Here is a 12,923-nt window from a genome sequence, read left to right on the forward strand (position 1 = left end):
AGTCCTTTCGACAAAAAAGGTGATTCTGAGGCTGACTTATTTAATTTGGCATTGTACAAATCACATTAACGGGTCGTTATCGCTGCTTCAGTTGAGGCTTGGCGCTGGCTGGGTGGCTTTGACTTACGACCCGAAATGTCCTGCAACAACCCCATCAAGGCAGGAACGACAGTTGGGGTAAGAATCGTGGAGAACGCTAATCCTCCAGTTAAGACAATCCCCAATCCCTGATATAACTCGGTTCCCTGACCTGGCAAAACAGCGAGCGGTAACATTCCTAACACACTGGTTCCAGCCGCCATGAAAATAGCACGGAGTCGATCGCGTGTAGCTTCATAAAGCGATTCATCGTAGTCCATTCCCTCTTCTTGAAGCTGAAGGGCGCGATCGACGAGTAAAATCGCATTGTTGACGACTACGCCTGTTAAAATCACAAATCCCAGTGCTGTGATCATATCCAGCGGCACAATGACACCTGGAATGCTGTTAGCAAGAACTAAGCAGAGCAACGCGCCCGTCATTCCCATTGGAACGGTTGCCATGATCACCCAGGGGTAAAGAAACGAACGATAGAGCGCAACCAACAGCAAATAGGTAATCAACAGAGATAACGCAAAGGCAGAAGCTAACTGAGATACAGCGGTAGCTAAACGGTCTGCGGAACCTGCTAGCTGAATTCGATAACCCGGAGGAAGATTTGCCCGTAGGGGAGCAAGTACCTGCGTTTCTGCTTGCTCCACCAATCGACCCAAAGGTGCATCAGCAGCCAGTGTAGCAATCAATGTCACTGATCGATCTAAATCCACATGGTTGACGACATCAGGACCGGTCGTCTCCCGCACCTCAGCGACATCTGAGAGTTGAAGGCGCTGTCCTCTGTTGGAGTAAAGTGGCAATTGGCGCAACTGTTCAGGGGTTTCCACAAAGGTATCCTGAAGTTCAACCGAGACATCTAGCTCTTCATTGCCATCCACAAATTCAGACGCTATCCGTCCACCCAGCGAGGCTTCCACAACAGTTCCCACATCTGCTTCAGCCACTCCCACTTCGGCTAAGCGTTCGCGATTAGGAATTACTTGAAGTTCACCTGCCCCAAACGCATAGTTTGAACGCACGTTTTGAATCCCACTTAACGATCGCAGTTGCCCGATCACCTGCTGATCAAGCTGACTCAACCGCTCTAAATCGGTACCAATAATATCCACTTCAAACTCTTTCCCCGGATCGCGAAAGATTGAGGATCGCGATGGCACCAAAAAGCGGTAGCCTGCAAACTGACTGCTGACACTTCGCATCCGATCGATCATGCTCGATAAACCACTGGTGGTCGCAAACTCTGGTTTAAGCACCGCGTTAATCGATCGATTTCCGCCAGGACGATCGACATGCAGTACCCGCTCAACTTCGGGTTGCGATTTGAGCCAGTCTCGGACAGGTTGCGACTGGCGAATCGCTTCTGGCAAATTGGTTCCAGGCATTGGCTCATTGCGCCAAAGCAGGTTATTGCGATTGCCTTCGGGCAAATAATCAGCGGGTGGCAACAGTAAGACACTCGTCACCAAGAGTACGATTGGAATCGCCAGAACGAATAACCGTCGCTTGAGTCGTCCGCGTCCGAGTGACCAACTCACCGTCATACATACTATGGCTTCCAGTCTGCCCTGAAATCCTCGAAAGACGGCTGAAGTTTTTGCTACCGATCGCTCTAACCAATTGCCCCCGCGATAGGTTCCACCTGTGATCATTTGCAGTGCCTCCGATTGCTTGAGAAATAAGCCAGAGAGCATCGGAACCAGCGTAAAGGCGGCAAACAGTGAGAACATTGTAGAGAAAGACAGGGTGATTGCCATATCGACATACAACTGTCCTACTTCTCCCGTCACCATGACCAAGGGAGCGAAAACCACGACGTTTGTGAGCGTTGAGCCGAGCATGGCTGCCCACACCTCTTGAGTCCCGTCAACCGCAGCTTGCAGTGGCTGCTTACCCTGCTGCATGTGGGTAAAAATGTTCTCTACTACGACAATGGCATTATCGACCATCATCCCAATTGCAAAGGATAAACCTGCCAGACTGATGATATTCAATGTGCGACCAAATAAATGCATCACAGTGAACGTCATGATCAACGATGTGGGAATGGTTAAGGCAATTACAGCAACCGTTCGCATGGAACCCAAAAACAACAGCAAAACTGCCGTTGCCAGCAATGCTCCTGAAACTAGGTTGCCTTGCACGAACGCAATTGCTTGATTGATGTATTCGCTCTCATCGTAATTGTAGACAAACTGAATCCCTTCTCCCTCCTGGTCAAACTGGGCTTCCAGTTCTGTAATTGCCGATCGCACTCCTCTAGCGACGTTCGGCACATTCGCACCCACTTGTCGAACAATGCCGATTACAACCGTCTCCATGTCGTTAAAGACGAGCGCACTATCCCTGGTTCTGCGTCCCATCTGAACGGTTGCCACATCCCGCAAATAGACCGTGCCAGACGCATCACGCCGGAGAATAAATGCTTCAATTTGCTTTACTTCTTGCGATCGGCTTAATGTCCGTACCCGATATTCACGCCGACCTAGTTCCAGCGGACCCCCTCGGATATCGCGGTTGTTTTCCTGCAAAACCCGCACCACATCTCCAATCGTCAGGTTGCGATCCGTTAGCGCCTGCGGATTCACCAGCACTTCGACTTCACGCTGTCGTCCACCGGCTGTGACAAATTGCCCCACGCCATTCACTTGTCGCAATCGCGGCACAATCACTTCTTCTACTAAGTCGCGGTAATGGTCAGGGTTACTTTCAAATCCCGCTTTCGGCTGCATGGGTATCCACATCATCGGAGAGCTATTGCCCCCGACCAATTCCACATTCGATTCATCGGCTTCTTCTGGCAAACTGTCTGCTTGCTGTAAGCGATTGATGACATCAACGAGGCGATCGTTCAGGTTATTGCCCTCCTCGAATTCCAATGTAATCACGCTCAAGCCCGTCCGAGAGATGCTGCTGACTTCCTGAACACCCTGAACTTGCTCCATTTGTTCTTCGATCGAGCGCGTCACCAACTCTTCGACTTCGACCGGAGCCGCTCCCAAATAAGGAGTAGTGATGGTAATTTCAGGACGATCGCCACCGGGCTGCAACTCTAGCGGCAAATTCAGCAGTGCCAGAATTCCGAGTAGCGCCAGCAAAACAAACAGCACGAATGTTCCGTGCCGCCAACGCACAGATGCTTCAATCAAATTCATAATCGCTTAACCTCTTCCTGCTTCTCTCACTTGAACGGCGGCACCGTTCTGCAATCCATCGCCGCCGCGGACCACGATCGGCTGACCCGCTTGCAGTTGTTGATTCGCAATGGCAACTCGTTCACCCATATCGGACACGAGTTCTACTTCAACTTGAGTAGCAGTGCCATTGGTAACCGTAAAGACATACCACCGACCCTGCCGTTGCGTCAGGGCATCTCGCGAGATTACAAAACCAGGCGTGTTGGATGGCAATTCTAAGCGACCTGTAATCGCCATCCCAGATAGTAATCCTTGCGGTGGATTGTTGAGTTGCACCCGAACGCGCTGTCGTCTAGATGCCGAATCAGCCGATGGCACGATGCCTGTCAGCGTGGCGCGTCCTTGCCATTGCGGTAAAGCACGGGCACTCAGCCCGATCGGTAGTCCAGAGGCAATTCTGCCGCTCAACTCCTCCGGTAATTCCAGAAATACATCCAGTCGATCGCCCGCCACCAGCGTCGTCACTTCCCCTGAGCTTTCGACATAGTCTCCGGGACTCACCCGACGCTCTCGCACTACGCCTGCTGTTGGTGCGGTAATTTGAGTCCGTTGCAGAGCTAATCGAGCCTGATTAACCCCTGCTTCAGCCGCCGTAACCGTAGCTCGTTGTGCTGCGATTTCTTCGGCAGTGGGACCCGCTTCGGCTTCGGCTAACTCAGCTTGGGCGGATAGCCGTGCACCCTGTGCATCATTCAGAACGGCTTGTGTTTCCACTAATAAACGCTGAGCGGCTGCCCCTTGTTGCACCAGGCTGTTGATCCGATTGAAATTATCTGCGGCGGCTCGTTCTCGTGCTTGAGCCGATCGCACCACAGCCTGACGTTGAGCAATAATTTCCGGGCGAGTGCCAACTTCCAATCGTGCCAAATTACTGCGTGCCTCAGCAAGCTCCGCTTGAGCTTCAGCCAGCGCCAACTGCTGATCACTGTCATTTAGAATCGCGATCGGTGTTCCAACCGTAACTCGATCGCCTGGTTGTACCAGCACTTGTCGAATCACACCATTGGTCTGAGCACGCACCGTTGCCTGTGCCGTAGACTCAACCTGCCCTAGCAGTTCGATCGGTCTTACCCCAGTTCCTGGTGAAAGTTTCGTTACCTCTACGGTACGAGGCGGTGTTTGAGGAGACTGAGTAGGTTGGGCTGCTCCACTGGTAGAAGCAATCCAACGCCAAGCTGTAACTCCACCCGTCATCAGAGATAGCGCCACTATTGCCCATACCCAAGGCTTCTTAAAGCGGAATGGACTAGGGCTAGACTGAGGACTGCTTGATGAATCAGTTTGCGAACTCAATTGTAAATCAGACTGCGAATTCGGTTGTGAATCCGAAGACGGGAACTGCGATTCAGATGCGCTCATAATACCTCTCTAATTCACCAAAAGATCGACATTGAACCGCTGCGCTCACAGTGTGAGACATCTTGCAATCCCTCACACTGTGAGCGTAGCTATCTAGCTGCTGATTGCTGATACTTGACGTTTATGCAGAAAGTTTCTTTTAGGGACGGAAACGGAACCCCATCCCTTTCACCGTTTCAATTCGATCGCTGCCCAGCTTCTTGCGTAAATGTCCGATGTACACATTGACGATGTTGGAATCTGGATCATAGTCATACCCCCAGACGTGATTCAGCAATTGCTCTTTGCTCAACACATGCATTGGGTGCCGCAGAAAGACTTCGGTTAAAAAGCATTCGCGGGCTGACAAATCAACGAGTCGATCGCCCACCCAGACCTGTCGAGTTTTGAGATCGAGCGCCACAGTTCCGACTTGCAGTAGTGTTTCTTGCCCTTTAGAAGAGTGATGAGTTCGTAACCGGACTCGAATTCGCGCCAGCAGTTCCTCAAAGCGAAACGGCTTGGTAACATAGTCATCCGCACCCCCCTCCAGTCCAGCTACCGTGTCCTCAACGCCATCCCGCGCCGTCAGCACAATGATGGGCAACGATTCGCCTTGACCGCGCAACTCTTTGAGTACCACTAAGCCGTCTTTGCCAGGTAGTCCCAGATCGAGAATCATCAAATCAAAATCCTCGCTGCACGCCAGGCTTGCTGCCTCACGACCATCTTTAGCCACCAGGGTTGTGAACCCGTTCGCTTGCAGTCCGGTTTCCAGAAAGTCGGTGATGTGAGGATTGTCCTCGGCGATGAGAATCCGATTCATCAGTAGCAATCTCCTTGGCGATTAAAGGCATGACTAGGGTAAAAGTAGAACCGTAACCGAGCTGGCTGGATAGCTCAATCCAGCCTCCGTGTGCGTTAACAATCGCTTTCACGATCGCTAGTCCCAAACCTGCTCCCTCAAAGCGATCGTCTTGATCAATATCGGTCGCACGGGCAAAGCGCTGGAAAATCCGCTCTTGGTCGGCAGGCGCAATGCCTTCTCCCGTGTCTTTGACCCAGAAATGCAGATACCCGTTCTTGCTGGTCGAACCAATCGCGATCGTATCTCCTGGCTGGGTATGACGCACCGCATTTTGCACCAGATTCATCACGGCTTGTGTGAATCGCTGACGGTCTAGTGTTACGGGACTGAGTCCCTTAGATTCTAGCTGCCAGTCTCGATCTGCTAGCAGTCTGGCTTTGAGGTAAAGCTCTTCGGTCAGCCAGTCCAGTTCGTCTGGCTTAGGTCTAAGAAAATCAGGACGTTCTGCTTTTGCCAACAGCAGCAAATCGTTTACCAGTCGCCCCATGCGATCGAGTTCATCCATCACCAGCTTGAGGGTTTGCGGTTGTCGTTCTGGTCGGTAGCTCAACATCTCTAGCTGCCCCTGAATGACCGTAATCGGGGTTCGCAATTCGTGACCGGCATCTCGAATAAATTCTTGTTGGCTATTGAAGGCAAGCTGAAGTCGATCGAGCATTTCGTTGAAGGTAATTGTCAGTTCAGCAATTTCATCTGAGCCTTTGACGACAATGCGCTGAGTCATATCTGACTCGGTGATGGAACGCGCCGTTTGAGTGAGCATCCGCAGCGGAGCCAGCACCTGTCTAGCTGTTCTCCAGGCGATCACCGCTGCGATAATGAAGACGACCGTAGCGACCTCAAAGACGATTAGTACTGCATTATTGGTTTGCCTTGTGGTGACTGCGTTGTTATAGAGAATCACTAGTACACCTGCTTGCTTGTTTCCTAGCTGGATGGGTTCCACTCTATAGAGCCAGCAGGATTCATTGACGAACGCAATTTCGCCGTGACGCGGTTGAGTTAGCTGTGACCAATCTTTGATGAGATCGGGTCTTTGGTTTAGCAAATCCAGTCGCGTTTGAGGCGTGCTACGGGCGATCTTTCCGTCGATCACGGCAATTGCTGAATCAGCTACTTCCACCGTGGCAGGAACATAGTAGTAACGCGAGAAGTACATATCTAAAGCAGCAGCAAGATCGTCGCTGAAAGGTGGTTGAGCCGTTGAATTTTGTTTTCGGGTGATGCTGCGAAACACTTCTACTTTGCGAAGCATGGTCTGTTCTGCCTGCTGTTCCATACGGTGCCAGAAAATTTCACGAGTCACTAGAATCGCCACCAGACCAGAGCAGGCGGTTAGTATGAAGTACCAAGCGAGAATACGGGTTGTTGCTTTGCTAAAAAATCGCCGCCAGTGCCCTAGCTGGGAATGCTTTACCAGACTGTGAGAGTGACGATCGACTGAAGAACGATGGCGTTTCATCCTGATACTCCAATACTGCATTGATATTCTGCGACTGTGATACGCGCTATACACTTGATACGAGAAGTATTTTTATATGATTGGCTTGAGCAGCAGAGTAGCCGTACTTGAGTTAAACAGTTATGTTACAACAAAAGTAAATGATTTTAATTGCTGGGTTATCTACCCTTGGGCATGAACGACAAACTATTTGAGAGCTGCTTTACTCAGCTTGAGATGGATTAGTTAAGTGTTAAAAAACAACTGCTAAAACCGAGAACACCGAATTCTGTAGGTAGGATGTGTTAGGGGCTAGCCGTAACGCCATCAATTCTAGACTTTGATACGTTGCGGCTAACGGTATCCTACGCAGAATTACAGGTTATTTGACCCATGGTCATTGGTTTATGTTGCCATAGAAATTGATACGTCCATAGCCTAAGAACTGCCCTAGCCCGTTCTCTCCATCTGGATAAGCAGTAACACCAAACAAGTAAACGCCACTCCCAGATGGATTCTTCTGGGCTGAAAGGGCGATCGTCACAGTGTTACCAGGCAAAACGGGTTGGTCAAACACAATTGTTGCTTCGCCTGGGTTAGCAGGCTGACCACCAACGCTTGCCAAACGAATTTCAGAATTGGCTGTAAGCTGTGTGCCGGTATAGGCTTTACTGCTGCTAACATCAAATTCGATAGTTTCTGCATTTTCATCCTGGACAATTGTCACCGCTTTGAGCGGTCGCTGAGCATCTTGGGGCACCGTTAGGGTGAATTCGTAGGTAGAAGGTGTGTCTGTTTCAGGTCGAGAAGGTACCACTTGAATGAGCGTTGGAGGACGACTAAAGGACGTTTGTCCAGCCTCAGTGCTTTCAGTGTTTGCTTTGGGTTGAACTGCTTGAGGTGCAACGACCTGAGATGCATCTGGTCGAGGTAGATCTGGTCGAGGTACAACGACTTGCAGTAGATCTGGTTGTGAGTCAAGTTGATTGATGAGATCGGATTTAGTTGTGGCGACAGACAGCAGTTGCATACTTAAGACGGTTGTGACTGCTAAAGTGGCAGGAATTGTAAATGTGTGGAATTGCATAGCTAATCTCCTTGCAAAATAAATGGTTAATGACAGGGTGGACTTTAAGAAGAGCCATGGTTATTCGGATTGGAGGAAGATAGCAGAAAGCCGTTAGATCTCATGTAGGACTGCCCCAGCCCGTGAAATTTAGCAACCGCTCAGTTGGCTGCTGTCGCCCGTGGGGTTGTTGGGGTCTTGAGGATTACGGTCACCCGGTAGATATCCAACCGCGATGATATTGCTGGTCTCAACAGTGCGGTTGCCGCGATCGCTCAGGTTGTTGTCACCAGAGGGGAGTCTGGCTGCATTCACTAGTCTGTCATCAATCAAAGGGCTGTTAGGGACTTGAGGGTTGTTGTCGCGTACCGGAGGTGTGGCGACGATTGTGCCTTGCACACAGGGGGCAGCGATCGTTAGAGCGAAAACAGAGAAACCAGTAAGCATTAGACGGTTCATGATATTCTCCTGGTTGAATCCTTTGTTTGATTCGATTACCAAAGCGATTTCTTTGTTGTCTAAGAGGGTGTTTGAAAAGTATAAAAAGTCTCTTCGCTTCGATTGCGTCCCGCCCTGAAATAAATTTCGGGCTAACCGTGGAAAGTCTACTGAAGTAGACTAGGAGCCATTTTCAAGTTCTTAGTCCATTTCAATGGACTTGCGTCGATTAGCCCGAAATTTATTTCAGGGCGGGACGTTGCAACGAACGACAACTTTTCAAACATCCTCTAAGGTTTATTTGCCTTACACTATTCAGTCTCGGAGGTTGAGATAAATCACGGATAAATCCTATATGAAAAAACTTTTATGTTGGTGATAGCGGTATGATTTGCTGATTCAAGTCAGTGTTGCTCTGCGATCGTGTGTAGAAGTTGTTCATAATCACTGGACGTATCAATATCAACCGTACCTAATGGAAACAGTATACGAGCGACAGCTTGAACATGATTTTGAATCACAAACCTTGCCCCTCGATCGGCTTGCAGTGTCATCAGCACTGGAAACAAAGCATGGCTAAAGAGCGCAGGTACACCCAGCGTATCGGCGTATTCTGAGGCAACAATCAGCGTGCCTGTACGATCGTATGCCTCAATTAGTTGATGAACTAGCGAGACAGAAACAAACGGTTGATCACACAGCAAGATAATGACTGCCTCGATAGTTGGCTCGATCGATCGCAATGTCTTCAGTCCTGTTTGAATCGAAGAACTCATGCCTTCAGCCCAGCGACTATTCCTAATGGTAGTAACTGGCAACTGCTGCACTTCTGCCTCCAGTTGTTCGGACTGTGCGCCCAGCACTACAACAATCGGTTGGCAACCTGAGGCAAGCGCTATTTCTGCGGTATGACGCAGTAAGCTCCGACCTCGATATTGCAGAAGTTGTTTCGGAGTGCCTAACCGAGTCGATGCACCTGCGGCTAAAATGACAATCCCGATCGTGGAGAAATCACTCATTTGTCTATCAAGCATTGGTTGAGATGTACAGCATCTGTTTTGTTAGACATTCATCAGCATTTCGTCTATCTGTACAACATTGGATTGAGGCTTAGGTTTAACCCGATCGTGAATGGGTGCTTGGCGGTTTCTTAGAAAACCACTTGATCGACTGGCTAAAACTGCTTGAATCTCAGAGACGATCGCCAGGGCAATTTCCTCTGATGTCTCCGCTCCGATATCGATACCAACCGGACTATACAACCGCTCCAGTTGTACCTCACCGTAGATTCTGCCTTCAGCCCGCGATTCTTGCAGCAATCGATCGGTTCGGTGTTTTGGACCCAGCACTCCAACATACCGCACTGGAGACGGAAGCAATAGCTGAAGCAGCTTTGAGTCATAGAGATAGTTGTGAGTCATCACCAGCGCGATCGTTTGATCGCTCAGGGCGACTTTCTCATGCACGTTTTCTAAACGAACTAGCAGCACACAATCTGCGGTTTGAAATCGAGTTAGAGAAGCTTCTGAACAACGCGGATCGACAACCGTGACGTGCCAACCCAGTGCTTTAGCAAACTGCATAACAGGACTGACATCATGACCTGCTCCAAAAATAACGAGCGGCACAGGGGGTTGAATCACATTGAAGAAAACTTCGATAACACTTCCTGCCACTGAATAAGATTTGCTGGCGGGTTGTTGATTTATGTAAGCAAAATGAGCATCAGCTAGAACTGCTTGACGCAGATTACTGTCTTCAATGTCGCTATACACTGCACGTCTGGGAGAGAGCATCAAATGATTGCCGAGCAGGGTTGCTTGCTCTTCAACTGAAAACACCGTTGCCAGAACTCCGACTTGCTGTTGATGTAAGCACTGGTCCATAAATGCTAACGGATTAAGTTCATGTTTGAGTTCAATACATTCAATCAGAATGTAAACAACTCCATTACATCCTAGTCCCAGTCCCCAGATAATATCGTCATCAGAAGTACTGTCATACTCGACGATCGCAGCGTTACCCGTTGCGATGACTTGCTGCGATCGAATCATCACATCATGTTCTAGACAGCCGCCACTAATCGTTCCCACACTGTGACCATCCTGCGTGATCAACATCTGCGCCCCTGGTCGTCGATAAGTTGAGCCGCTCACTTTAACCACTGTAGCCAGCGCAGCTCTCTGATCCGAATGTGTGGTTTGCTTGTATGTTTCAACGATCGCCTGCAATTCTCGCATCTGTTTTTTTCCTCATGTTGAGTCATTGTTCGTGTATAAGAGCTGCTAGTACCAAACAGTCGTTGCTCAAAGCTGGTCCGGGGACTAGCAGCTCTTACACTTATCCTTGTGGCGCTCGCCGTAAGTTCTCTGGAACTTGTTCTGGAACCGTCCAGACATAAATGGTGCGTCCATCAACTTCTACAACCTGCTCAGGTTTCCAATCGCCCATATCAAATGCGTGGGAAACAATGCGTGTCCCTGGTCGCAGTTGCCTTAGCAGTTGAGGACGCAGACGGAGATTGACTTCAGGCAGCAGATAGAGCGTCACGACCGTTGCTTCGCTAAAATCAGCTTGAAGCAGGTCTTGCTGGCGGAACCTGACGCGATCGGTCACACCTGCTTTTTGGGCGTTGGCGTTGGCTTCCTGAATGCGCTCCGGGTCAATATCAATCCCAACACCACGAGCACCATATTGCTGAGCCGCCGTGATCACAATCCGTCCATCTCCGCTACCCAGATCGTAAAGCACATCATCTGATCCCACCTGTCCCAGTTCTAGCATTCGTCTCACAACTGCCTCAGGTGTGGGAACATAGGGTACATCCCGCCTGACCACCCCTTGTGCTGGTGCATTAGGAGAGATTTGAGGAGATGGAGCAGTGGAGGGATTAGCAGCAGGAGCTTCCACAGAAGATCCTGGCGCGGGTGCTTCTGCTGTCGATTGAGGGACACAACTTGTCAGGACAAAACTTCCTAACCCGATCGTGACTGCCAATGTTTTGAGCATTGATGTTTTGAGCATTCGTTGCGATTTCATACAAGGTCTCCTTTGTCTTAATGTTGTTTGAGGTCTAGAATCAAGCATTTCAAACCATAGAACGACGAGCGATCAGCAAAACTGGAATGCCTGCCAGTAAAGCAGCTACCCCCACTAAGGCACCAACTCCGGTAAAGCTGAGACTGGAATACAGCATGTAGCCGCAAACCAAGCAAAACAGAAACGGAATTACGGGATAGAACGGCACTTGGAAGGGTCGAAGGATGTGCGGCTCCCGCTTCCGTAATACAAACAGCGACAACCCGGTAAGCAGAAAGAAAAACCAGAAGACAGGCGCGGTATAGTCCACCATCGCCTCAAAGCCTTGCCGCTGCAAGGTGGCGAGCAGCACCAGAACCGATGCGATCGCTCCCTGTACGAGCAGGGCTGAGGTAGGAGTGTTGGACTCTGAATGCCAGCGTCCGAGGACTGAGAAAAGGGGAAAGTCGCGTCCTAGAGCATAGTTCGTCCGTGCTCCGGTCAAGATAGTGGCGTTAATGGAACTAAGCGCAGCAATCGCCACCAGTACGCTGATCAATCGCGCACCGGGTTCCCCCAGAGCCTGTCGCATCAAATCAGCAGCAATCGCATCAGACTGTGCCATTGCGCTCAGCCCCATTCCGTGCAGGTAGGCTAGATTGAGCAAGACGTAAACGGTGCTGATGATGCCAATGCTCCAAAGCAGCGATCGCACCATGTTGCGCTCAATCTGCCGTAGCTCAGCCGAAATGTAAGCCGCTTCATTCCAGCCGCCATAAGAGAGCAGCACAAAGATCAGGATAGAACCCCAGTTGGTAGAGGCTGCTGGTTCTACAGAGGTTGCAGCGGGATTGCTGGGTGTCCAAACCAGACCCACGGCAATAATCAAAAGTAAGCCGAGAAGTTCTACGATTGCTAAGGCATTTTGAGTCCCTTTGCCTTGGCGAATGCCGAGCAGGTTGAGTCCTGTAAATAACGCGACCGTAGCAATGGCATAGAGTGAAGAGGAGTAGGCACCTAACGGTAGGAGTTGAGTCGCATAGTCACCTAATACAAAGGCTAAGAGCACGATGGAACCGGGTTGAATCACCACCATCCTCGCCCAGGAAAATAGAAAGGCAATCTTGTAACCAAAGGCGCGTTTGAGATAGTAATAGTTACCCCCCGCATTTGGATAAGCGGTTGCGAGTTCTGCAAAGCAGAGTGCGCCAATCAAAGAGATACCTCCTCCAGCGACCCATGCCAGGATCAGCGACGTTGCATTCCCGGAACTGGCTGCGACCAGGGCAGGAGTTTCAAAGATGCCTGCACCAATGACGACTCCCACAATCAGCGCGACAGCATCTACAAAACCTAAGGTAGGCTTTGGGGCTGTTGTGCTTTGAATGACTGGTGATGTTGGAGAATGAAGTTTATCCACGTTTTCAACCTAGAGTACGGTAACAGCAATCGGCTTCAATCAAG

Annotated in this window: 10 protein-coding genes; all 10 read right to left on the reverse strand. The window is 50.0% G+C overall.

Going from position 1 to position 12,923, the window contains the following annotated elements:
* Positions 1-65 precede the first annotated feature (65 nt).
* Positions 66-3,248: an efflux RND transporter permease subunit gene (locus NIES2104_RS15415; protein ID WP_058999167.1), complete on the reverse strand. Its 3,183-nt coding sequence runs from the start codon at positions 3,246-3,248 to the stop codon at positions 66-68.
* 6 nt (positions 3,249-3,254) lie between these two features.
* Positions 3,255-4,649 carry an efflux RND transporter periplasmic adaptor subunit gene (locus NIES2104_RS15420; protein ID WP_058999169.1) on the reverse strand — a complete coding sequence of 465 codons (1,395 nt, stop codon included), beginning with the start codon at positions 4,647-4,649 and terminating at the stop codon, positions 3,255-3,257.
* A 139-nt stretch (positions 4,650-4,788) separates the two neighbouring features.
* A complete protein-coding gene (locus NIES2104_RS15425; RefSeq protein ID WP_058999171.1) occupies positions 4,789-5,454 on the reverse strand; it encodes a response regulator transcription factor in 666 nt (221 codons plus the stop codon).
* Positions 5,360-6,958 (reverse strand): cell wall metabolism sensor histidine kinase WalK, encoded by a 1,599-nt coding sequence (locus tag NIES2104_RS15430; protein ID WP_082690009.1) that lies wholly within the window; start codon positions 6,956-6,958, stop codon positions 5,360-5,362. The genes NIES2104_RS15425 and NIES2104_RS15430 overlap by 95 nt, the downstream gene beginning before the upstream one ends.
* 376 nt (positions 6,959-7,334) lie before the next feature.
* Entirely contained in the window at positions 7,335-8,024 is a 690-nt protein-coding gene (locus NIES2104_RS15435) for a DUF2808 domain-containing protein (RefSeq protein ID WP_058999173.1), read from the reverse strand.
* Between the two features lie 129 nt (positions 8,025-8,153).
* Positions 8,154-8,462, reverse strand: a complete 309-nt coding sequence (locus NIES2104_RS15440; protein WP_156426966.1) for a hypothetical protein — start codon at positions 8,460-8,462, stop codon at positions 8,154-8,156.
* Positions 8,463-8,845: 383 nt separating this feature from the next.
* Positions 8,846-9,460: an NTP transferase domain-containing protein gene (locus tag NIES2104_RS15445; protein ID WP_059001784.1), complete on the reverse strand. Its 615-nt coding sequence runs from the start codon at positions 9,458-9,460 to the stop codon at positions 8,846-8,848.
* Between the two features lie 42 nt (positions 9,461-9,502).
* A complete protein-coding gene (locus NIES2104_RS15450; protein WP_072218075.1) occupies positions 9,503-10,681 on the reverse strand; it encodes an XdhC family protein in 1,179 nt (392 codons plus the stop codon).
* Between the two features lie 100 nt (positions 10,682-10,781).
* Complete coding sequence (locus NIES2104_RS15455; protein WP_058999177.1) at positions 10,782-11,480, reverse strand: cyclopropane-fatty-acyl-phospholipid synthase family protein; 699 nt, start codon at positions 11,478-11,480, stop codon at positions 10,782-10,784.
* Positions 11,481-11,529: 49 nt separating this feature from the next.
* Positions 11,530-12,879 carry an APC family permease gene (locus NIES2104_RS15460; RefSeq protein ID WP_058999179.1) on the reverse strand — a complete coding sequence of 450 codons (1,350 nt, stop codon included), beginning with the start codon at positions 12,877-12,879 and terminating at the stop codon, positions 11,530-11,532.
* Positions 12,880-12,923: the final 44 nt, after the last annotated feature.

The sequence above is a fragment of the Leptolyngbya sp. NIES-2104 genome, assembly GCF_001485215.1.
Taxonomy (GTDB): Bacteria; Cyanobacteriota; Cyanobacteriia; order Leptolyngbyales; family Leptolyngbyaceae; genus Leptolyngbya.